At 49.6% G+C, this 22,265-nt stretch carries 19 protein-coding genes; 8 read left to right on the top strand and 11 right to left on the bottom strand.

Annotation, left to right across the window (positions count from 1 at the left end; all coding sequences use genetic code 11):
• Window positions 1-2 precede the first annotated feature (2 nt).
• Window positions 3-1,016: a UDP-glucose 4-epimerase GalE gene (gene galE, locus EOE65_RS12475; RefSeq protein ID WP_127694646.1), complete on the bottom strand. Its 1,014-nt coding sequence runs from the start codon at window positions 1,014-1,016 to the stop codon at window positions 3-5.
• A 201-nt stretch (window positions 1,017-1,217) separates the two neighbouring features.
• On the opposite strand from galE, the gene EOE65_RS12470 reads away from it, so the two are divergent.
• On the top strand, window positions 1,218-1,796 hold the full coding sequence (locus EOE65_RS12470; RefSeq protein ID WP_127694645.1) for a YiiX/YebB-like N1pC/P60 family cysteine hydrolase: 579 nt from the start codon (window positions 1,218-1,220) through the stop codon (window positions 1,794-1,796).
• A gap of 68 nt (window positions 1,797-1,864) precedes the next feature.
• On the opposite strand, the gene aceF is transcribed toward EOE65_RS12470, so the two are convergent.
• The 3 genes from aceF to pdhR all read right to left on the bottom strand — a co-directional run bounded on the left by aceF (window position 1,865) and on the right by pdhR (window position 7,492).
• Window positions 1,865-3,796 carry a pyruvate dehydrogenase complex dihydrolipoyllysine-residue acetyltransferase gene (gene aceF, locus EOE65_RS12465; RefSeq protein ID WP_127694644.1) on the bottom strand — a complete coding sequence of 644 codons (1,932 nt, stop codon included), beginning with the start codon at window positions 3,794-3,796 and terminating at the stop codon, window positions 1,865-1,867.
• Window positions 3,797-3,844: 48 nt separating this feature from the next.
• Entirely contained in the window at window positions 3,845-6,505 is a 2,661-nt protein-coding gene (gene aceE, locus EOE65_RS12460; protein WP_276317523.1) for a pyruvate dehydrogenase (acetyl-transferring), homodimeric type, read from the bottom strand.
• 225 nt (window positions 6,506-6,730) lie between these two features.
• Window positions 6,731-7,492: a pyruvate dehydrogenase complex transcriptional repressor PdhR gene (gene pdhR / locus EOE65_RS12455; RefSeq protein ID WP_127694642.1), complete on the bottom strand. Its 762-nt coding sequence runs from the start codon at window positions 7,490-7,492 to the stop codon at window positions 6,731-6,733.
• Window positions 7,493-7,868: 376 nt separating this feature from the next.
• Between pdhR and EOE65_RS12450 the strand changes: the two genes are divergently transcribed.
• From EOE65_RS12450 to EOE65_RS12420, 7 genes are all read left to right on the top strand, one after another.
• Complete coding sequence (locus EOE65_RS12450; RefSeq protein WP_127694641.1) at window positions 7,869-8,930, top strand: TRAP transporter substrate-binding protein; 1,062 nt, start codon at window positions 7,869-7,871, stop codon at window positions 8,928-8,930.
• Window positions 8,931-9,009: 79 nt separating this feature from the next.
• Window positions 9,010-9,534: a TRAP transporter small permease subunit gene (locus EOE65_RS12445; RefSeq protein WP_127694640.1), complete on the top strand. Its 525-nt coding sequence runs from the start codon at window positions 9,010-9,012 to the stop codon at window positions 9,532-9,534.
• A gap of 2 nt (window positions 9,535-9,536) precedes the next feature.
• Window positions 9,537-10,922, top strand: a complete 1,386-nt coding sequence (locus EOE65_RS12440) for a TRAP transporter large permease (protein ID WP_127694639.1) — start codon at window positions 9,537-9,539, stop codon at window positions 10,920-10,922.
• Window positions 10,923-10,983: 61 nt separating this feature from the next.
• Window positions 10,984-12,681: a D-lactate dehydrogenase gene (gene dld / locus EOE65_RS12435; RefSeq protein WP_127694638.1), complete on the top strand. Its 1,698-nt coding sequence runs from the start codon at window positions 10,984-10,986 to the stop codon at window positions 12,679-12,681.
• Between the two features lie 41 nt (window positions 12,682-12,722).
• Entirely contained in the window at window positions 12,723-13,211 is a 489-nt protein-coding gene (locus EOE65_RS12430; protein ID WP_127694637.1) for a universal stress protein, read from the top strand.
• A gap of 20 nt (window positions 13,212-13,231) precedes the next feature.
• Entirely contained in the window at window positions 13,232-14,125 is an 894-nt protein-coding gene (locus EOE65_RS12425) for an AEC family transporter (protein ID WP_127694636.1), read from the top strand.
• Between the two features lie 3 nt (window positions 14,126-14,128).
• Window positions 14,129-15,010: an ROK family protein gene (locus tag EOE65_RS12420; protein WP_127694635.1), complete on the top strand. Its 882-nt coding sequence runs from the start codon at window positions 14,129-14,131 to the stop codon at window positions 15,008-15,010.
• Here EOE65_RS12420 and pyrF read toward each other — a convergent pair.
• The 7 genes from pyrF to EOE65_RS12385 all read right to left on the bottom strand — a co-directional run bounded on the left by pyrF (window position 15,007) and on the right by EOE65_RS12385 (window position 22,259).
• Window positions 15,007-15,717 (bottom strand): orotidine-5'-phosphate decarboxylase, encoded by a 711-nt coding sequence (pyrF, locus tag EOE65_RS12415; protein WP_206052679.1) that lies wholly within the window; start codon window positions 15,715-15,717, stop codon window positions 15,007-15,009. The genes EOE65_RS12420 and pyrF overlap by 4 nt on opposite strands.
• 37 nt (window positions 15,718-15,754) lie before the next feature.
• Entirely contained in the window at window positions 15,755-16,936 is a 1,182-nt protein-coding gene (gene lapB, locus EOE65_RS12410) for a lipopolysaccharide assembly protein LapB (protein ID WP_127694633.1), read from the bottom strand.
• A 2-nt stretch (window positions 16,937-16,938) separates the two neighbouring features.
• A complete protein-coding gene (locus EOE65_RS12405) occupies window positions 16,939-17,244 on the bottom strand; it encodes a LapA family protein (RefSeq protein WP_127694632.1) in 306 nt (101 codons plus the stop codon).
• Window positions 17,245-17,269: 25 nt separating this feature from the next.
• Window positions 17,270-17,566: an integration host factor subunit beta gene (locus tag EOE65_RS12400; protein ID WP_127694631.1), complete on the bottom strand. Its 297-nt coding sequence runs from the start codon at window positions 17,564-17,566 to the stop codon at window positions 17,270-17,272.
• 69 nt (window positions 17,567-17,635) lie between these two features.
• Window positions 17,636-19,321 carry a 30S ribosomal protein S1 gene (gene rpsA / locus EOE65_RS12395; protein ID WP_127694630.1) on the bottom strand — a complete coding sequence of 562 codons (1,686 nt, stop codon included), beginning with the start codon at window positions 19,319-19,321 and terminating at the stop codon, window positions 17,636-17,638.
• Window positions 19,322-19,354: 33 nt separating this feature from the next.
• Window positions 19,355-20,050, bottom strand: coding sequence for a (d)CMP kinase (gene cmk, locus EOE65_RS12390; protein WP_127694629.1), 696 nt, complete (start codon window positions 20,048-20,050; stop codon window positions 19,355-19,357).
• Entirely contained in the window at window positions 20,037-22,259 is a 2,223-nt protein-coding gene (locus EOE65_RS12385; protein ID WP_127694628.1) for a bifunctional prephenate dehydrogenase/3-phosphoshikimate 1-carboxyvinyltransferase, read from the bottom strand. The genes cmk and EOE65_RS12385 overlap by 14 nt, the downstream gene beginning before the upstream one ends.
• Window positions 22,260-22,265: the final 6 nt, after the last annotated feature.

Genomic DNA, 22,265 nt, shown 5'->3' with positions numbered 1-22,265 from the left:
ACCTAGGCTTTATAGCCGTTCGGATTTTCCGACTGCCAGCGCCAGTGATCCGCTACCATGCGCTGCATATCATAATGCGCAGACCAACCTAACTTCTCTAAACTGTAAGCTGGATCAGCGAAGCACTCGGCAATATCACCGGCACGACGATCAACAATTTGGTAGGGAACCTCTTTCCCACTCGCCGCAGCAAACGCCTTAACCACATCAAGTACCGAGTAACCGTTACCTGTGCCTAGGTTGTACGCCTGACAGCCATGCCCTTGCTCAAGCACTGCTAACGCTTTTAGGTGGCCATTCGCAAGATCTTCAACATGAATATAGTCACGCACTCCCGTGCCATCAGGGGTTGGGTAGTCGCCCCCAAAAACGCTGAGCTTATCTCGCTTACCGATTGCGACTTGAGCAACAAACGGCATTAGATTATTGGGGATGCCTGCAGGGTCTTCACCAATCAAGCCGCTTTCATGAGCGCCAACAGGGTTAAAGTAGCGCAGCAATGCAATGTTCCACTGCGTATCCGCCGTTGCGATGTCACGCAGGATATTCTCTACCATCAGTTTCGACTGACCATAAGGGTTCGTGGTAGACAACGGAAAGTTCTCTCGGATTGGCACACTGGCGGGATCGCCATATACCGTCGCAGACGAGCTAAACACTAAATTCTTACAGTCTGCTTCTGCCATCGCGGCAAATAAATTGAGGGAACCCTCAACGTTGTTCTGATAGTAAAGCATCGGTTTTTCAACGGACTCGCCCACGGCTTTTAAGCCCGCAAAGTGAATCACCGAATCGATACGGTGCGCCTCAAAGAGCGCCTTCAGCGCTGCTTTATCGCGGATATCACCTTCGATAAAAGTCGGCCGAGACCCAGTGATGCGCTCGATGCGATTAAAAACCTCAGGATGGCTATTGCTCAAGTTATCGAAAACAACAACGTGCTCACCTGCATTGATTAACTGTACTGCGGTATGACTACCAATATAGCCTGCGCCCCCTGTAACAAGCACTGCCATGCTGCTCTCCAACTGCCTAATGATCGGTAGCTATAGTGTAGCTAAAGGAGGTGTCTAGCACCTGAATCAAGCCTACAAAGTACGCTATCAACAGGATAATAGCGCGACACAAGGTATAGTATTTTAATACTTTCCAAAAATCGTATTACAAAAGCTCTATTTTATCGCACGCTTGCTCCATCACTTAGCAGGAGCAACCCAATGAACAAGACCGACCTTATCAGTACCGCTGTCACAGAGCACTTAAAGGAGGGAGATCTCCTATTCATCGCGATCGATAGCTTTCTCTATCGGCAAGTGGCCCAAGGCACGGGAAGTTGGTGTTCTCACGTTGGCGTTGCCATTCAACAGCACGGCCGCTGGTACGTTGCCGAGAGCGCAATACCCAAGGTGCGTATAACGCCGCTAGATAAGTTCATCGCACGCGCAAAGAGTGGACGTATCGCTGTCCACCGATTCAACAAGGGCATATCCGACACTCAATTAAGCGCATTGAAGCAAGCTGTGCAGTCACACCTTGGAAAGTGGTATCACTTAGGTTTCAACTATGACGACAAACGCATGTTCTGCTCAAAGTTCACCGCATTGGTGCTCGAGAGCGCCTTGGGTATCAAGCTTGGAGAGGTGGAAACGCTGGAACAGCTGATCACGAAAAACCCACAAGCCAATGTGGGCTTCTGGCGCTGCTGGTATCTGGGCTTTATTCCTTGGAAACGGCGCACCATAACACCAGAGAGCCTGTTGAAAGACCCACGCCTACTGCCAATCTTTAATCATTAGGCATAAAAAACGGGGTTCCAAAGGAACCCCGTGAGCCAAGGGACTTGCTTAAAAAGTATTGGACGCGCTTACAGCGTCAAGCGGCGAATATCGCTCAACAACGCGTTAACGTACGTCAAGAAGCGGCCAGCATCACCACCATTGATTGCGCGGTGATCATAAGATAGGCACAGCGGTAACATCGTACGTGGTTCGAACTCTTTACCATTCCAGCGCGGCTTGATGTCAGCTTTGGAGATACCCAAGATACCGACTTCCGGCGCGTTAACGATTGGCGTGAAGCCTGTACCACCGATACCACCGAGGCTTGAGATCGTGAAGCATGCACCTTGCATTTCGTTCGGCTTCAACTTGCGATCTTTAGCTTTGCCTGCCAGCTCAAGCGCCTCTTTAGATAGTTCGTAGATCGTCTTCTTATCTGCATCTTTGATAACCGGAACCATAAGGCCGTTTGGTGTATCGACCGCAATACCGATGTTGACGTATTTCTTGAAGACCAAGTGCTCGCCATCAGCGTGTAAAGACGCGTTGAACTTAGGATTTGCCACCAACGCTTTGGCAACTGCCTTGATCATAAACGGCAGCGGCGTAAGCTTGACGCCCTCTTTCAACGCTTCCTCTTTCATCGACTTACGGAACGCTTCCAGCTCAGTGATATCCGCCTCGTCAAACTGCGTAACGTGCGGGATATTCAACCAGCAGCGCGCCATATTGTCGCGTGTCACTTTGGCAATTTTACTGAGCTTCTCAACTTCAACTTCACCAAACTTGCTGAAGTCCACTTCTGGAATCGCAGGGATACCAGAGCCAACAGCGGCGGTTTGCTTTGGCTGCTCAGCGAGTTGCTTCAATGCGCCTTTTACGTATGCCTGCACGTCTTCTTTGAGGATTCGACCTTTACGGCCTGTACCCGCAACCAACGTCAGATCGACACCAAACTCACGTGCCACGGCACGTACCGCTGGGCCAGCATGAACCTGACGGTTTTTCTTCTCCAGTGCGACAACATCTTGTACCGCAGGCGCGCTCGGTGCAGGTTGCGCGGGCGCACTTGGCTTAGCGACAGGTGCCTCTGCTTGCGGAGCAGGAGCAGGAGCAGGTGCAGGTGCAGCACCAGCAACTTCTAGCGTTAGAATAAGGTCGCCTTCATTACAAGTTGCGCCCTCTTGAATACTAACTGCTGCAACAACACCAGACGCTGGAGAAGGCACTTCCATAGACGCCTTATCAGTCTCTAGCGCAATCAGGCTATCACCTTCAGCAATCTCATCACCGACTTTGACCATCACCTCGATTACGTCAACGTCTGTTGCACCGCTCAAATCTGGTACAGCAACGTCCTGTGCGCCGCCGCTAGCCGCTGGTTGTTCTGCAACTTGCGGCGCAACCGGTGCAGCTTCAGCCACTGCTTGTGGCGCTGCCGCTTCTGTCGCACCGCCAACACGCAGTGTTAATACGAGATCGCCTTCATTGCAGGTACTACCTTCTGCAATCGCAACACTTTCAACAACACCCTCAAGTGGTGATGGTACTTCCATTGACGCTTTATCTGTTTCCAGCGCGATAAGGCTGTCGCCCTCTGCCACGCTATCACCGGCTTTGACAAGCACTTCGATCACGTCAACATCCGTTGCACCGCTCAAATCTGGTACACGTACCTCTTCAACAGAGGTTGCAGCTTGTGGCGCGGCGGCAGCCACAGGCGCTGGCGCTGCTTCAGCAACAGGTGCCGGTTCCGCTGCCGGAGCAGCCGCTGCGGCTTCACCTGCTTCTAGTACTAAAATGGCATCACCTTCGTTGCAGGTGTCACCCTCTTTAATCAAAATTTCGACAACAGTACCGCTTTGCTCAGCAGGTACTTCCATCGATGCTTTATCCGTCTCCAGCGCGATCAGGCTATCGCCTTCAGCAACTGAATCACCCGGAGCAACCAGCACTTCTACAACATCTACGTCTTCTGCGCCGCTTAAATCTGGAACTGTAATGGTGACTTTACTCACAATAATGTCCTCTACTTATCCTTTGCCAATAGTCAGTTCAAACCGGACTTAAACAGTCCACGGTGCTGGACGATCAGCCTTGATGTTGAACTTCTTAATGGCTTTAGCAACGACAGAGCCATCAACCTTACCCTCTTCCTGCAACGCTTTAAGCGCAGCAACAACAACGTAGTAACGGTTAACTTCGAAGAATTCACGCAACTTGTTACGCGTATCTGAGCGGCCGTAACCATCAGTACCCAGAACTTTGTAACGGTGCGGAATGTATTCGCGTAGCTGGTCAGCAAACAGACGGATATAGTCAGTAGACGCAATGACTGGACCTTGACGATCTTGCAAGCATGCGGTCACGTACGGCACCTGCTGCTCAGCTTCTGGATGCAGCATGTTGTGGCGCACCGCAGCCTGAGCATCACGACGCAATTCATTGATCGATGTTGTGCTCCATACGTCGGATTCGATACCAAACTCTTCACGCAGGATCACAGCTGCTTCGCGCACTTCACGTAGGATTGTGCCGCAGCCCATCAACTGAACTTTAAGCTCAGCATCTTTACCCTCTTCCAGAAGGTACATCCCTTTAATGATGCCCTCTTCAGCGCCTTGCGGCATCTCTGGGTGAGCGTAGTTTTCGTTCATCGTCGTGATGTAGTAGAAGCGGTTCTCGCCCTCTTTGTACATGCGACGCAAACCATCTTGTACGATCACGGTCAGCTCATAGCCGTACGTTGGATCGTAGGAAACACAGTTTGGAATCATTTGTGCCATCAATTGAGAATGGCCATCTTGGTGCTGCAAACCTTCACCGTTCAGCGTTGTACGGCCAGATGTTGCACCGATCAGGAAGCCACGCGCTTGCATATCGCCAGCAGCCCAAATCAGGTCCATGACACGTTGGAAGCCAAACATGGAGTAGAAGATGTAGAACGGCACCATAGTGCAGTTGTTGTTCGCGTATGAGGTAGCACACGCGATCCAAGCAGACGTCGCACCCGCTTCGTTGATACCCTCTTCAAGGATTTGGCCTGTTTTTGACTCTTTGTAGAACATGATCTGGTCTGAGTCGTGCGGCACATAGCGCTGGCCCGCAGAAGAGTAAATACCGAGCTGGCGGAACATACCTTCCATACCAAACGTACGTGCTTCGTCAGGAACAATCGGCACAACACGCTCACCCATATTCTTGTCTTTAACCAACGAGCTCAGCACGCGGTTCAAAGACATCTGGGTTGACAACTCACGGCTACCACTGCCTTTTAAGTTGTTAGAGAACGCTTCCAGCGCTGGTGTTTCCAAACGCTCAAACTCGGTGCGGCGAACGGGATAGAAACCACCCAACTTCTCGCGGCGCTCGAACATGTACTTCATCTCTGGTGAATCAGGAGATGGACGGTAGTAAGGCACATCCTTCAACTGCTCATCAGATAGCGGGATGTTGAAGCGATCGCGGAAATCTTTCAGATCATCCAGCGCAACCTTCTTCATAGAGTGCGTATCGTTCTTCGCTTCACCAGACTTACCTGTACCGTAACCTTTAACGGTTTGCGCCAAGATAACAGTCGGCTGGCCTTTATGGTTCATAGCAGCGTTGTAGGCAGCATAAACCTTGTAAGGATCGTGACCACCGCGGTTCAGGTTCATAATGTCGTCATCGGACATATCCTTAACCATTTCGAGTAGCTCTGGGTACTTACCGAAGAAATGTTCACGCGTGTAAGCGCCACCGTTGGCTTTGTAGTTTTGCAACTCACCATCGCAAACCTCGTCCATACGCTTCTGTAGCAAGCCGTGCTCGTCTTTCTCGAACAATGGATCCCAGTGACGACCCCACAGGCATTTAACGACGTTCCAGCCTGCTCCACGGAATACGCCTTCCAGCTCTTGTACGATTTTGCCGTTACCACGTACCGGACCGTCCAAGCGCTGCAGGTTACAGTTGATAACGAATACAAGGTTCTCAAGCTGCTCACGACCCGCCAACGCGATCGCGCCCAAAGATTCTGGCTCGTCACACTCACCATCACCTAAGAAAGCCCATACTTTACGATCACCACGGTTGATCAAGTCACGTGCAGATAGGTAACGCATCACGTGAGCTTGGTAGATCGCCTGAATTGGACCAAGACCCATAGAAACCGTCGGGAACTGCCAGAAGTCCGGCATCAACCAAGGGTGTGGATAAGACGACAAACCATTGCCATCAACTTCGCGACGGAAGTTATCCATCTGCTCTTCTGTCAAACGACCTTCTAAGTAGGCGCGAGAGTAGATGCCTGGCGAGATATGGCCTTGGAAGAACACCATATCTGATTCTTGGCCGCCTTCATTACCACGGAAGAAATAGTTAAAACCGATATCGTAAAGCGTCGCCGAAGAGGAGAAGCTCGAGATATGCCCACCAAGGCCGTCATCGTTGTCATTGGCACGCATAACCATTGCCATCGCGTTCCAACGAATGAATGAACGAATGCGACGCTCCATAAACAGATCGCCAGGCATACGCGCTTCGTCTTTAGGCGCGATAGTATTGCGATAAGGTGTTGTTAGCGAGCAACCTGCATCGATGCCGATATCTGATGCTTTGCGGCCAAGCTGAGCTAAAAGGAAGCGGGCGCGCTCATCACCGTCGCTTTTGGCAACAGATTCTAAAGCATCCATCCACTCTTGAGTTTCAATTGGATCTACATCTTCAACTGTTTTATCTAGCACTTTGCCTTCTCCACGTATGCTTGTTAAGCACTATCCCTTAGGTTTTATGGAACCTTTAATAAGGTTTCTATGAGAGCTTCAGCACAAACTACACGCCTATCTCTTCTTGTAGTTAATTTTGTAGTAATACTACAAAAATGAACAAATACTGTCTAGATTAATTGCTCAAAAATGCCGCAACCACTGAATCTTAGAGCATTTTGTAGTTTTGCAAAAAACTACAATTTATGGCGCAATATTCGATCGACGCAACGCCCTTTCCAGACGTGTATTCTCTTTACCCTGCTCTAACAACGCATCCTCAACATAAGCTAAATGATCGTGCGCAGCGCGCTGGGCTGCTTCAGGTTTTCCGGAAAAAATGGCTTCCATCAACTTATAGTGTTGATCGTGAATCTTCTGTCGATATCCTGGCTTTGGATAGATATTCTGCAGGTTATCACCGATATGTTGGCGCAGTAGGCTAAACAGAGCACGCATCATATGGAGTAGCACCATATTGTGGGTCGAAGCAGCAATCGTGAGATGGAAATCCACGTCAGCCTCAACCTCTTTAAGAAACTCTTTCTTATCGTGACACTCTTGCAGTGTAGCGTAGCTCGCTTTGATAGCTTCCTTATCAGCTTTCGTCGAGCGCAGCGCTGCATAATAGGCAGTTACCCCCTCGAGCGCATGACGGAACTCTAGTAGGTCATATTGCGCTTCAGGATGCGTCTTAAAAAGCTCCAGCAAAGGGTCCTTGAACGAATCTCCCAACTCCTCCGAAACGTAAGTACCGCCACCTTGGCGACTGTAAACCAACCCTTTTGCAGCGAGTTTCTGCACAGCTTCGCGCAATGAAGGACGCGACACTTCAAACTGCTTCGCTAACTCCCGCTCAGGTGGCAAACGCTGCCCAGGCTTTAGAGTCCCTTCCAAGATCATCTCTTCCATACGCTCAACGATAACATCAGAGATTTTCGGTTGTTTTACACGCTGATAACTCATTTCAATCAATCCAACCAAGATGCACAAGTGCAACAAATTTTTAACTAAACAACATTTAGGGCTCTGCTTTTTTGCACTACACTGAAGTTGACGTGAGTGTCAGAAAAATAACAAGCAAACCTCACAAGCAACGCTCTCTCGGCTGTTGCACCCGTAACAACGTCAGCATGGGCAGCTGGTTTATTCAGCGTCACAGACCCGACAATTGACGAAAAAATTATTGACAAGCTCTGAACAAAATAAATACAGTACCAGTTCAATTGATGGTAAATTGGTAATACCAATTTTTCAAGTCATTCGGTGTAAGATCTACTCAAGTAGATATTTGACCCCGATAGATTCATTACAAAAACAAAAACGTCATTGAGGATGAGACATGAAAAAGTTCACTAAAACTGTGATCTCTGCGACTATCCTAGCTGCAGCTGCAGCTTCCGCGACACCAGCCCTTGCGAAGAACGTTCTACTTAAAACACCTATCGCGTTTGGTTCACACCTTCCTGCACTAGGCACGCCTATCGTTTGGGTTGCAGACCAACTGAAGCTTGTTTCTGATGGCTCCCTGAAGATGAAAGTATACGAGCCAGGCAAGCTGGTTAGCCCGAAAGAGATCTTAGGTGCAGTTTCTTCAGGCAAAGTGAACTCAGGTTACGCAACAGCAGGTTACTGGCAGGGTAAAATGCCAGCTGCAGCACTGTTCTCTGCTGTTCCATTTGGTCCAGAAGCAGGTGAGTACATGGCATGGATGTACTACGGCAACGGTCTAAAACTGTATCAAGAGATGTACGACAGCAACGGTTACAACGTAAAAGTTATTCCGTGTGCAATCATTTCTCCAGAAACATCAGGCTGGTTCAAAAAGCCAATCGAGAAACCAGAAGACCTGAAAGGTTTGAACATGCGTTTCTTCGGTCTGGGCGCATCAGTAATGGAGAAACTGGGTGTTTCTACGACTCAGCTACCGGGTGGTGAAATCTTTGGTGCCCTAGAGAAAGGCGCGATCGACGCATCTGAGTTCTCTCAGCCAGCCATCGACCAACGTCTGGGCTTCCAGAAGATTGTTAAGTACAACTACTTCCCAGGCTGGCACCAGCAAGCGACTATCTTCGAACTGCTAGTGAACAAAGATACTTGGGGCAAAATGTCTAAAGGCCAGCAAGCTATCGTGGAAAACACCTGTAAAGCTTCTATGACCAACGCTATTGCGGAAGGTGAAGCGATGCAGTTCCCTGTGATGCAGAAAGCGAAAGAGAGCGGTGTTGAGATCCGTTACTGGAATGACGAGATGCTAAACACATTCCGTAGCGCGTGGGATGAAGTAGCCGCAGAGAAATCCGCAGCAGATCCATTCTTCAAGAAAGTATGGGATGACATGAGCGAGTTCCGTAAGGGTTACGACCTATGGGAATCTAACGCATTCCTGCCTCGCACTCGCTAATTTAATAGCACCCTCCAAGGCAGGTCACTCACTCGGGTGATCTGCCTTTTTATCATAAGAAATAACGTAGGTAGTTCACGTGACTGAGAATGAATCCCTTCCCTCAGTACCCCTGTCTGACATGATAGATCGCTTTATCCAGCGTATCGGTGTGACAGTCGCTTGGTGCTATGTACTGTTAGTACTGGTTATTATTTTGCAGGTTATCCTGCGTAAAGGATTTTCAAACGGCTTAGTTGCTCTGGAAGAGCTACAATGGCATCTGTACGCAATTGGGGTCATGTTTGGCCTATCCTATGCGCAGACCACTAACTCCCATATTCGCGTTGATCTGTTCTATTCACACTTCCGCGCCAAAACAAAACATATTATTGAAATACTCGGCATTCTGATATTGGTCTTACCATTCGTGGTGATTATCTTCCTACACAGCCTTGATTTCTTCTATGAGTCATATCGCATAAACGAGAGCTCGGAATCCCCTTCAGGCTTACCTTACCTATGGGCGATGAAAGGCGTTATCCCGGTAACGTTCGGGTTACTTGGGTTGGCTGTGCTGTCCCGCTTGTATCGTGATGTTGTTTTACTGTTTCGTGGAGAGTAAGAATGGACGCCAATGAAATTATGGTCATTGCGATGTTCATCTCGTTCATCGCGCTTCTATTTACCGGTATCCCTGTTGCTTGGGTTCTTGGCGGCATCGGTATTATTTTCGCCTTTATCGGGCAATTTGCTGACAACAACCTCGATACCATCACAGGCCTCGATTACACGACGCTTGGCCTGGTCGTAAACCGACTCTGGAAAATAATGGACAACTGGATTCTGGTTGCCCTACCTATGTTTATCTTCATGGGCATTATGCTGGATAAGTCCGGCGTTGCAGAAAAGCTCATGAAATCAATGCAGGAACTGTTCGGTCGCGTTCGAGGCGGTCTAGCTGTGACTGTGACGGCTATCGGGATTATCCTTGCAGCATCGACTGGTATTATCGGTGCGTCGGTTGTGCTTTTGGCAGTAATGTCACTTCCAGCGATGACAAAGCAAGGCTACGCCATGCCGCTAGCGCTGGGCACCATTGCATCCGCTGGTACACTGGGCATTCTCATTCCACCTAGTATCATGCTTGTTATCATGGCAGACCAATTGGGCTTGTCCGTGGGCGACCTGTTCATGGGTGCGGTATTCCCAGGCTTAATGCTTGGCGGGATGTACATTGCTTACATCTTGACTTACGGTTTCTTAAAGCCTGAGGCAGCGCCCATACCTGCTGATGCAAAACCGGTTAACATGACAACTGTAATCAATGTTTTGAAAGCCGTTTTACCTACGGTTTTGCTAATTTTCGTTGTATTGGGTTCTATCTTCGCGGGTGTCGCAACACCAACAGAAGCATCCGGTGTTGGCGCGCTCGGAGCCACCCTGCTAGCGATGTATAACCGCCGCTTCAACTTTAAGGTGCTTAAAGAGGTGATGGCGGGCACGATGAATACAACGGCATATATCTTTGCCATCTTCATCGGTGCAACGTGTTTTGCGCTTGTACTGCGCGAGCTCGGCGGCGACGAGTTGATCGAGTCGTTCCTAACAGGCCTACCGTTCGGTCCATACGGCATCATCTTCTTTATCTTGGGTATTATCTTCCTACTTGGCTTTTTCCTTGACTGGATCGAGATTACATTGATCATTTTGCCGCTACTGGCACCTGTTATCTCTGCACTCGGCCTAGATATCAATGGATACGGCGTTGTTGATAACCCTGAGCTGGTTTGGTTCGTTATGCTCGTCGCGATGGCCTTGCAGACCTCGTTCTTAACGCCGCCCGTTGGGTTTGCTCTCTTCTATCTCAAGGGTGTTTGCCCACCGAACGTTAAGCTGACCGATATCTACAAGGGTGTTATCCCCTTCATCATCCTCCAGTTGATTGCACTGTTGGTGCTCGTCTTCTGGCCGCAGCTTGTGCTTTGGCTCCCCGCCAACGCATACAGTTAGATCGACCTCTCTGGTGGCCAAATCTGGCCACCAGCTTTGTTAACAATGTTGGATTACCACTATGCAACAGCAAGCCCTTGTGGACACCCTTCGCAATATTGTTGGTGAGAAGAATGTTTTAACCAACGAGAACCAAACTGAACACTACCGTACTGGTTTTCGCTCTGGGCAAGGCAGCGCACTCGCCGTTGTTTTCCCAACAACTCTGCTGGCGCAATGGCAAGTTCTAAAAGCCTGCGTGGAAACAGATACCATTGTGATCATGCAGGCAGCCAACACCGGTTTGACCGAAGGCTCTACCCCTTCTGGTGATGACTATGACCGTGAGATCGTTGTTATCAACACAACCCGGATGGACAAAATCTACCTGCTTAACAGTGGTGAGCAGATAGTTAGCTTTCCCGGCGCAACGCTCTTCAAACTAGAAAAACTCCTAGCGCCTCTCAATCGAGTGCCCCACTCCGTCATCGGCTCGTCCTGTATTGGTGCCTCTATCGTGGGCGGTATCGCGAACAACTCAGGGGGAGCTCTGGTCAAGCGCGGGCCCGCATATACTGAGCTCGCACTGTTTGCGCAACTCAACGCCGAAGGCGAACTAGAGCTTGTGAACCACTTGGGCATCCACTTAGGCAACACGCCCGAAGAGGTCCTCACTAACCTCGAAAACCACAACTTTAAAGAGTCCGATATCGACTACGGCCAGCAGTTGGCCTCTGCACAGGATTACATCGAGATCCTGCGGGATGTGGATGCTGATACACCAGCGCGCTACAACGCAGATACACGCAGACTTTACGAAGCCAGCGGCTGCGCAGGCAAACTGGGTGTTTTTGCAGTGAGGCTTGATACTTTCCCAACAGCGGAAAGAGAACAAGTTTTCTATATCGGCACGAATAACCCAGCACACCTAACACAGCTACGCCGGGATATTCTTACGAACTTTAGCAATGTGCCTGAAGTCTGCGAATATATGCACAAGGATATTTATGATATTGCCGAGAAGTACGGCAAAGATGTCTTTGTGATGATCAACTACTTAGGAACCGATCCGCTACCAAAGCTATTTGCGATGAAAGGTGCGATTACCGCATACCTAAACCGCTTTAGTTTCCTACCAAAGGATATTCCTGACCGAGCCATGCAACTGGCCAGCAAGCTGTTTCCCAACATCATCCCCAAGCGAATGCGCGAATATCGCGAGAAATATGATCACTATCTCATTCTTAAAATGAGCAACGACGGGATTGATGAAGCCAAAGCATTCCTGCATTCATTCTTCGCAGACAAACAGGACGCCGACTACTTCGAGTGTGATGCCGATGAGGCGAAAAAAGCCTATCTACACCGCTTTGCAGCAGCAGGTGCGGCGGTCCGCTATCAAACGATGCACCAAAATAAAGTCGAAGACATTCTCGCTTTGGATATCGCCCTACGCCGTAATGATGAGCAATGGGTAGAACAGTTGCCGCCAGAGATCAGCCAGCATATTGAGCACTCGCTCTATTACGGACACTTTATGTGCCACGTATTCCATCAGGACTACATCCTGAAAAAAGGTGCGGATGCAAAGAAAATTAAAGCACAAATGCTCGAGCTATTGGCCGCTAAAGGCGCAAAGTATCCCGCTGAGCACAACGTCGGCCACCTCTATGAAGCGGAAGAGGGCCTGCGCGACTTCTACAGCGAGTTAGATCCAACCAATAGCTTTAATCCGGGTATTGGCAAAACACCAAAACATAAATGCGGCTGCTCACACTAAGTGGCCGTTGTTCGCGAATAGATAAAACTGAGGTAAGTACGATGTCCCTGCCAGAAGTTAGCACGATTCTTTACACAACATCGATGGGCGACCACACCAGCCCTGTATTTAAATATGCGGTTAAACTGGCCGACAGCTTAAATGCAAAGATTGTGATCCTGCATGTTGTTGAACCCATCGGGACGATGGGCTCTGCCCTTATCAAAAACTATGTACCGGATGAGCTGATTAAGCAGATGCATGATGAAGGCATCAACCAAATTATCAATGAGATGCAAACACGCGTAGAACGGTTCTGCGAAAATCAGCTCTCCGATCTGGCCAACCCTATCTCCCCGAACTTCGAGTTCGCAGTGGTCGAAGGTAACCATACCGATACCATTTTGCATGAAGCGCAGACACGTGGTGCGGATATGATTATTATGGGAGCCGAAAACACCTTTGGGCACCATAGCTCAACAACGCAACAGGTTGTTAAGCAAGCAAAAGTTCCTGTGGTGGTTGTACCAACAGGTAAACAACTCAGCTAACCCCTTACCAAGGAAGACCGATGGAAAGCACCACCCTAGATCTACTAGAACGGATTTTTTTAACGGTCTTCCCACTTGTTGCAATCGTTAGCGTTGGCTACGTCTATGCCAAAAAACGCCCGACTGATATGTCGGTTGCGAATGCGATCAATATCGACATCTTTGTTCCTGCACTGATCTTCTCAGTACTCTCGGCAAAGTCCTTTGATCTGCTCAAATATCAAGAGCTCGCCATCGGGGCGGCTATCATTGTCTTAGGCTCCGGCCTGCTGCTATTCCCAGCCTGTAAAATCCTTAAGGTTAGCCCGAAGACGTTTTTACCCCCCATGATGTTTAGCAACAGCGGAAATCTGGGTTTGCCGCTGGCGGTACTTGCCTTTGGTGAGGCAGCGCTTCCAGCAGCCGTGGTGCTCTTTCTCGTTGAAAACTTACTCCACTTTACGGTGGGGCTGTACATTCTAGACCCAAAAACTAACCCTATTCATATTCTGCGTATGCCGATGATTATCGCCACTATCGCAGGTTTGGTGTGGAGTGGCTTTGACTGGACTGTACCGACAGCGGTCGCCACCTTCATCGATATGCTAGGACAGATATCAATACCATTGATGTTGTTTGCATTGGGTGTGCGCATGACCAGCGTTGACTTTTCAAACTGGAAAATAGGATTGTGGGGCACCATCCTCTGCCCACTTAGCGGGCTTGTGATCGCATTAGCGTTAAGCCCCTTCCTCAATCTCGATGCCGAACAGCTTGCGTACTTGATACTATTCTCGACGCTTCCGCCTGCAGTATTAAACTATATGGTTTCGGAGCGCTACCAACAGGAACCTCATACTGTTGCTTCCATCGTGCTGCTAGGCAATATGGGCAGCCTCTTGGTTATTCCCGTTACACTCTTCTTTGTGCTGTAACGTATGCATATTGGTATCGACCTTGGGGGAACAAAAATTGAGTTGATTGCCCTCGATAATAGCGGCGTGGAGCTGCTCCGGCAGAGAGTGGCAACACCTCAAGGCGATTACCTCGGCACTGTGGATACAATAGTCACTTTAGTGACGCACGCAGAGCAGCGTCTTGGTGCAACCGGCACGGTTGGTATTGGCATCCCTGGCACGATATCTAGAGACTCGGGAATCGTAAAAAATGCCAACTCCACCTGCCTAATCGGCCAACCATTACAACAAGACATAGAACACAGATTAAAACGTGAGGTTCGTTTCGCCAACGATGCCGACTGCTTTACGTTATCGGAAGCCACCGACGGTGCCGGCCAAAATGCAGATATTGTCTTTGGCGTTATTCTAGGCACCGGCGTCGGCGGCGGTATTACCGTTTGCAAGCAGTTACTCGAGGGGGCTAATCAAATTACTGGAGAGTGGGGACACAACCCTCTACCTTGGCCACAACAGGCTGACCTCCCCTCGCCACCTTGCTACTGCGGGCGCTCAGGATGCATAGAAACCTATCTAAGCGGGCCGGGGTTTAGCAAGCTGATCGGGGGTGAGCTAAATCTTGAGAAGTATTGGCAGCAGCACCATGAATCCGAAGCATGTGACCATTACCTAGATCGCTTAGCGCGATCACTCGCAAGTGTGATTAATATCCTAGATCCGCACACCATTGTATTAGGTGGCGGCCTGTCTAACATCGAGCGGCTTTATTCCGAAGTACCGAAAAGGTGGGGGAAGTATATCTTCTCAGACCGCGTTCATACGCAAATAAAACGAGCAGTCCATGGTGATTCAAGCGGTGTCAGAGGAGCGGCATGGTTATGGCCGCTCCGGTCAGGCAACTAGAAGCTACCCTGTATTTCAGACTCTATTTGCGCCAAGGCATCGTTTGGATCTGCAGCCTGTGTGATTGGACGGCCGATCACCAAGTACGTACTGCCCTGCTCTAGCGCTTTACGTGGCGTCATAATACGCTTTTGATCACCAGCATCGCTATTTGCTGGGCGGATACCCGGCGTGACTAAGCTGAACTCAGGCGCTGCTATTTCGCGAAGCATCGGTGCTTCCTGGGCCGAACAAACCACACCGTCCAAGCCGCACTCTTGTGTTAGCATCGCCAAGCGTTTTACGTGTTCTTGAGGCTCGATATTCAAACCAACCTCAGCTAAATCCTGCTGCTCCATGCTGGTCAGCACCGTCACACCAATGAGTAACGAGCGCTGCCCGTTCACTTGCTCTAGCTCCTCACGCGCAGCACACATCATCCGGCGCCCGCCTGACGCGTGTACATTTACCATCCAAACTCCCATTTCAGCAGCTGCACGCACCGCTTTGGCAGTTGTATTAGGGATATCATGGAATTTTAGATCCAGAAAAACATCAAAGCCTTTTGCGTGTAAGCGCTCAACCATCGCCGGACCAGAACGAGTAAACAGCTCTTTACCTACTTTAACTCGGCACTTAGAGGGATCAAGACGATCAGCCATCTCCAATGCATATTGCTCTGCTGGGTAATCCAACGCCACGATGATTCGCTTATTATCTTTGCTCACACTCAATTCTCTAATCTATCAATAAGTTGGGCTTTAACTACTCGCCTTCCAATCCTTGAACTGGCTTCGTAGAACTCCATTTCCTGCAGGAGGGACAATGCCAAAGCAACACCTTGCCAGCATATCCGCAATTCTGACACCGGTAACGTGGCTTTGTCATCTCTAATGTGCCAGTTAAACTACGCAGCGTTCTCAAGCTATCACGCGCACTCTCACCACCATAACTCAGATGCAGATCAATAAGGCGGTTGAAGCCCTTAATCGTTGGGTAATGCTTCAGCTCATCTGTTATGTAAGCTCCAGCAGCATATGCACCGCGGTCTTCCTTGATTAACTCAGCAATTGCGAGCATCACGGACGCCGATGGGGCAACGCTCATGCAGTGCTCAAAATAGCGCAGCAACTCATCGTTAGTGCCCAACTCGTCATGGCAGCGCCGCATCATTGAAACCGTTTCAGAAACAAATGCAACATCTTGCTTTTCGACGCGTTGCAAGTGCTTAATCGCCAGCTTCCAGTCCTTATGCGTCATCTGCAACTGCGCCAAGAGCAACGACGTGCGCACGCAGTTAGGATCAATCGACGCTGCTTTATCTAGCAAGCGCTGCGCTTCATTCAGGTCATCACTGTTGATCTGGTGAGCCGCCCTTTCACAATAGTAATGTGCCACTTCATGTGCTATCTCAGCGCGCGCCTGAGGCTCCAGCAGAGCTGAGGCCTGAGTAGCTTTGAACCACTCTCGCTCTTTCTCATACAGCTTAATGAGCAGACGCAATGTATGGTTCCGAGTTGAAGCAGGGGGGTCTTGACGGACAATATCGCTAAGTAGCGTTTCAGCACGGTCTAATAGACCTATTGCATCATAATCTTTGGCTAGCGCGATTTGCACTTTCAGGGAATCTGAGCGGGAAAGATCTGGCCTTGCTAACAAATTCTGATGGACTTTAATGGCCCTTTCGACATCGCCTTTTCGACGGAACAAACGAGCAAGCGCAAGATAGGCGGGTATTGTTTCGCTATTGACTTCGAGAGCACGAATAAAGGCGTCTATTGCCTCATCCGTGCGATCACTCAGCAGATAATTAAGGCCGACGAAGTACTCATCATGGAGTGGTGCCGGCATGGCTGGTCGTGTCTGTTGAGATCTACTACGGTTGCCAAGCAACCATCCAACAATCAATGCAACAACTACAACTGAAAAGACCAGCCAATCGTCCATCGCTAGGTTGCGTCTTTAAGCGCAGCATTCCTCAGTTGATCAAGTTCACGACCATTCGCTGCAGCACGACGGCGCGCACCCATCAAGCGAGTTTTAAGCGCAACAATAGCTACGCTACTCAACATAAACCCGAGGAAACCGCCCAAGACAAACGCTGCGATAAGCCAAAGAGACAGACTCATCTCTGGCAGCGTTATAAACACCAGATCTATTGCAACCTTATCCGTGTTGTGAATCGTGAACATAATGCCAACCATCAAAATAACTACGGACAGCAGCAATACAATCAGTGTTTTTAACCAGCGCATCTTTACCTCCAAATCGCGGCAGTATTTAGTAGCCGTTTTCTAAGCTATCGTTGACCTGCTCGCGTAGATCCTTTCCAGGTTTAAAGTGAGGGACATATTTTGCCGTTAAAGTAACAGAATCGCCAGTTTTTGGGTTTCTTCCGACACGAGGTGCTCGATAGTGTAGCGAAAAGCTACCAAATCCACGGATTTCGATGCGCTCACCGTTGGAGAGCGCCTCCGTCATGTGGTCTAACATCGCTTTGACTGCCAACTCAACATCCTTCACAGATAGCTCTGGGTGCCGGTCAATCAGGTGTTCTATGAGTTCTGATTTCGTCATGACTCCGTCTCCGCTAGTCTCTCCAATCGCCTAAGCTGCGAAACCGCAGCTTAGAACTACCTACCTGTATCAAGAATCTTGATTCTTGTTCATTTGTTGCTTGATAAGATCACCGATAGTGGTTGGACCATCATTATCAACAGCGGCTTCTTGAACAGACTTCAGTGCTTCCCGTTCTTGTTTTTGTTCCATCTGTTTAATAGATAAGACCATTAAGCGGTTTTTACTATCCACAATGCTAATCATCGCTTCGACGCTATCACCAACCGCGAGCTGAGCAGATAAGTCTTCTGTTCGGTCACGAGAGAACTCATTAACACGCAACAGCCCCTCAACACCTTCTGCAAGCGCAATACGCGCCTCCTTACTGTCAACCGATGCGACCGTGCCGGTAACAATACTGTGACGTGGGTGACTGCTCAGGTACTCGGTGAATGGGTCGGTATCAAGCTGCTTGATGCTCAGAGCGATTCGCTCACGCTCAACATCAATCGTTAACACCACAGTCTCAACCTCTTGCCCTTTCTGGAAGTGCTTAACCGCTTCTTCACCAGGCTCATCCCAAGAAAGGTCAGATAGATGGACAAGACCGTCAATATTGCCCTCAAGACCAACGAATACACCAAAATCAGTAATGGACTTGATCTTACCGGTGAGTCGATCACCCTTCGCATGTTTAGCCGCAAACGCATCCCAAGGATTTGCCTTACACTGCTTCATACCAAGCGAGATACGACGACGCTCCGCATCGATGTCCAAGATCATGACATCGACTTGCTGACCCACTTGCACAACTTTCGACGGATGAACATTTTTATTGGTCCAGTCCATTTCAGAAACGTGTACAAGCCCTTCAATGCCATCAGCGATTTGTGCAAAACAACCGTAGTCAGTTAAGTTCGTGACCTTAGCTGGTACTTTGTCACCCGCCTTAAACTTACTAACTGTCTCTTCCCACGGATCCGCCATCAGCTGCTTGATACCGAGAGAAACGCGTGTTTTCTCACGGTCATAGCGCAGCACTTTGACATCAATTTCATCACCTACAGTTAGCACCTCACTCGGGTGCTTAACCCGCTTCCAAGCGATATCCGTGATATGCAACAGGCCATCGATGCCACCGAGATCGATAAACGCACCATAATCAGTGATATTTTTAACGATACCTTTGATAACAACGCCTTCATCAAGCGTTTCAAGGAGTTTTTCACGATCGGCACTGTGCAACTCTTCCAGCACGGCACGGCGGGATACAACAATGTTATTGCGCTTAACATCGAGCTTTACGAGTTTGAACTCTAGCTCTTTCCCTTCAAGGTGAGCGGTGTCACGCAGCGGACGAATATCTAACAACGAGCCTGGCAAGAACGCATTCACAGCACCTACCGATACCGTAAAACCACCCCGTACTTTACCGGTGATCTGGCCGGTAACGATCTCACCGTTTTCATAAGCGGTTTCCAAAACAGCCCATGCTTCTGCGCGTTTCGCTTTATCACGTGATAACTGCGTAGACCCGAATCCGTCTTCAACGCTTTCTAGCGCAACACGAACTTCGTCGCCCTCGGCGATGGTTAGCTCGCCATTTTCATCTTCAAACTGCCCACGAGGAATGACGCCTTCTGATTTGAGCCCTGCATTCACAATCACGAAATCATTTTCGATTGCGACGACAATACCAGTGACTATGGATCCAGGAGCCATGTTTAGCTCCTGCAGACTCTCCTCAAAAAGATCAGCAAAACTTTCGCTCATAATCAAACCTTCCTCGTGCGTGCTAGCTAAAGTCTATCGCAGCCCCTTATGTCGAGCTTCTTCAAGAACTGCGTTCAAAACAGCATCAATCGTCATCTGGGTCGAATCCAAGATGATAGCGTCATCGGCGGGCTTCAAGGGCGCTACACTGCGGTTCATATCACGTGCGTCTCGAGCTTTCAAGTCCGCTAATATTACTTCAAGGCTAGCATCGACCCCCTTATTAATCAACTGGTTATACCGTCGATTAGCTCTCTCTTCGACACTCGCATCTAAATAGACTTTTAATGGCGCGGAGGGAAAAACAACAGTTCCCATATCACGGCCATCAGCAACAAGCCCTGGGGCTTCGGCGAACGCTCGCTGACGCTCCAGCAATGCGTCTCGTACGGCTGGTACTGAGGCCACTCGCGATGCATCGCTGCCAACCGCTTCAGCCCGAATCGCCTGCGTCACCTCTTCACCTTCTAAGATGATCTGCACACCCTCTTCACCTTCTGCTGCCACGAACTGCACATCCAAGTGAGCAGCCAGAACACAGAGTGCTTCTTCGTCTTCAATACCCACGCCATGATGGCTAGCAGCAAGAGCAGTCAAGCGGTAAAGTGCACCGCTATCAAGCAAACGCCAACCAAGCGCCTCTGCCAATAGTCGACAAATGGTTCCCTTACCAGAGCCACTTGGACCATCTACCGTGATGACCGGGACAGAGTTATTACTTTGAGACATCCGTCTCCTCCTTATGAATCTTCAAGCCTGCCTTACTAGCAACCTCGGCAAAATCTGGGAATGAGGTCGCAACATTGGCACACCCCTTAATGACCACATCACCCTCTGCACGAGCAGCAGCAACAGCGAGCGCCATCGCAATACGGTGGTCATCACCGCTGGTAAGCTCAGCGCCGTTCAATAGCGCTTTGCCTCTAATACGAATTTCAGTTGGCTCTACGCTGATTGACGCGCCCATCGATAGTAGCGCTTGCGTAATGACCTCTATCTGGTTGCTCTCCTTATGCTCAAGCTCAGGCACACGTGCAATCACTGTTTCACCGTTTGCAAGGGCTGCTGCAACACAGATAACCGGAAAATCATCAATGGCATGCAACATTTCACTTGCGTCAACCGATGTCCCGACTAGCTCGGAGGAACGGACATGAATATCAGCCACCGGCTCACCATCCAAATCATGTTCCTGAGAGAGTGTAATTGCACCACCCATCCGACACAGCACATCAAGCACAGTTTTACGGCCAGGGTTTATGCCTACTCGCGTTATCAGCAAGTCAGATTGCTCGGTGATAAGCGCCGCTAGGATAAATAGCGCTGCTGAAGAGAGGTCTGCGGGTATTTGCAGGTGCGTCCCGCACAAACGCTGAGCCCCTTCAAACGCGACACTCCCATCACGAACCGTCACGTTCGCACCAAACTGGCGCAACATGCGTTCAGTATGATCACGCGTCAGAGAGGGCTCCGCTATCTCAATCGCATCTTGCGCGTACAGAGCAGCCAACATCAGCGCCGTTTTGATTTGGGAGTTAGCAGCAACTAATGTTCCCTCTTGGCTCTGGATAGGACCGCCTTTAATCAGCAGTGGCGCGTGACCATCTGTTGTTGAAATAGTGGCACCCATACGGCGTAGTGGCTCTACAACTTGTTCCATTGGGCGAGACGAGAGCGAGGCGTCTCCCTGTAAAACAGTGTCAAATGGTTGAGCAGCTAGCAGCCCCGCCATCAAACGCATCGCGGTGGCGGAGTTTCCAAGATAGAGCGGCCCCGGCGGTTCGCAGAGGCCATGCAGCCCTACGCCATAAATCTTCACACGCCCTTGATAAGGGCCCTCAATCACGACACCCATATCACGAAAAGCCTGCAGCGTGGCGAGACTATCTTCACATTCTAAAAAGCCATCGATGATTGTTTCGCCCTCAGCTAATGCGCCGAAAATAATAGCGCGGTGCGAGATCGATTTATCACCTGGCACAACCACTTGGCCATTAATCACACCACCAGAATGGGCGTGGAAGGTTACGTCAACATTGTTATGTTTTTGTGAATAAGCAGTGCCAGCCAGCATTTTCGTGAAATGCTCACGGGCCGCTTTGGCGCGGGTAAAAATACCCAGCATCTGTTGGCCATCATTCTCGACAATCGCTTGGCGCAACGTGCTTAAACCAGCAGTAAACTTATCGATTTGCGCAAGCAACTCTGCTTGGTTGGCGTCGCAGACATCTCGCCACATCGTCGGATCAGATGCCGCAATACGGGTAAAGTCTCGAAAACCACCCGCCGCATAGCGAAAAATCTCCAGATTGTCTTGCTCTTTCGCCAACGTATCTACCAACGAAAACGCTAACACATGAGGAAGATGGCTTGTGGCTGCCAAAACTTCATCATGGCGATGGATATCCATCTGAATCAGCTCGGCGCCGGTCACTTGCCACATGCGGGAGACCAACTGTTGCGCCTCTTTCGAGGTGTCGTCCAATGGCGCAACAATGACTTTGTGCTTTTTAAACAGATCAGCGTCAGCCGCAGCAACACCGCTTTTCTCGGAGCCAGCTATGGGATGCCCTGGTACAAACCACTCCGGTACACGACCAAAAACCGCTTGCGCCGCTTCAATAACATTGCGCTTTGTACTGCCTACATCTGTTAGGACAACCTCAGCTTTTAGATAAGGTTGAATCGCCCTGAGCACCGTTTCGGTGGCCTTTACCGGCACAGCCAGCACGATCAAGTCTGACTTAGCGACAGCCGCCGCTAAGTCAAAGCCTGCTTCATCAATAACGCCAAGGCTCACGCCTTTTGTCAGCTCATCTTCATTTCGATCAGAGCCAATAACACTACGCGCAAAGCCACGCTGCTTTAACGCTTTAGCCAACGAGCCACCGATCATACCCAGACCGATGACTAATAGGTTATCTACTAACGGAGTCACGACCTC

The organism is Neptunomonas marina (assembly GCF_004005935.1).
GTDB classification, from domain to species: domain Bacteria; phylum Pseudomonadota; class Gammaproteobacteria; order Pseudomonadales; family Balneatricaceae; genus Neptunomonas; species Neptunomonas marina.
This window is presented reverse-complemented; position numbering and strand designations above follow the sequence as displayed.

What these genes read in the sequence shown, in the direction of transcription:
- galE (WP_127694646.1), bottom strand. Translation starts at nt 1,016, where the DNA reads ATGGCAGTGCTTGTTACAGGGGGCGCAGGCTATATTGGTAGTCATACC.
- EOE65_RS12405 (WP_127694632.1), bottom strand. Translation starts at nt 17,244, where the DNA reads ATGCGCTGGTTAAAAACACTGATTGTATTGCTGCTGTCCGTAGTTATT.
- EOE65_RS12430 (WP_127694637.1), top strand. Translation starts at nt 12,723, where the DNA reads ATGTCCCTGCCAGAAGTTAGCACGATTCTTTACACAACATCGATGGGC.
- cmk (WP_127694629.1), bottom strand. Translation starts at nt 20,050, where the DNA reads ATGTCTCAAAGTAATAACTCTGTCCCGGTCATCACGGTAGATGGTCCA.
- EOE65_RS12470 (WP_127694645.1), top strand. Translation starts at nt 1,218, where the DNA reads ATGAACAAGACCGACCTTATCAGTACCGCTGTCACAGAGCACTTAAAG.
- EOE65_RS12400 (WP_127694631.1), bottom strand. Translation starts at nt 17,566, where the DNA reads ATGACGAAATCAGAACTCATAGAACACCTGATTGACCGGCACCCAGAG.
- dld (WP_127694638.1), top strand. Translation starts at nt 10,984, where the DNA reads ATGCAACAGCAAGCCCTTGTGGACACCCTTCGCAATATTGTTGGTGAG.
- rpsA (WP_127694630.1), bottom strand. Translation starts at nt 19,321, where the DNA reads ATGAGCGAAAGTTTTGCTGATCTTTTTGAGGAGAGTCTGCAGGAGCTA.
- pdhR (WP_127694642.1), bottom strand. Translation starts at nt 7,492, where the DNA reads ATGAGTTATCAGCGTGTAAAACAACCGAAAATCTCTGATGTTATCGTT.
- EOE65_RS12420 (WP_127694635.1), top strand. Translation starts at nt 14,129, where the DNA reads ATGCATATTGGTATCGACCTTGGGGGAACAAAAATTGAGTTGATTGCC.
- EOE65_RS12425 (WP_127694636.1), top strand. Translation starts at nt 13,232, where the DNA reads ATGGAAAGCACCACCCTAGATCTACTAGAACGGATTTTTTTAACGGTC.
- lapB (WP_127694633.1), bottom strand. Translation starts at nt 16,936, where the DNA reads ATGGACGATTGGCTGGTCTTTTCAGTTGTAGTTGTTGCATTGATTGTT.
- EOE65_RS12440 (WP_127694639.1), top strand. Translation starts at nt 9,537, where the DNA reads ATGGACGCCAATGAAATTATGGTCATTGCGATGTTCATCTCGTTCATC.
- EOE65_RS12450 (WP_127694641.1), top strand. Translation starts at nt 7,869, where the DNA reads ATGAAAAAGTTCACTAAAACTGTGATCTCTGCGACTATCCTAGCTGCA.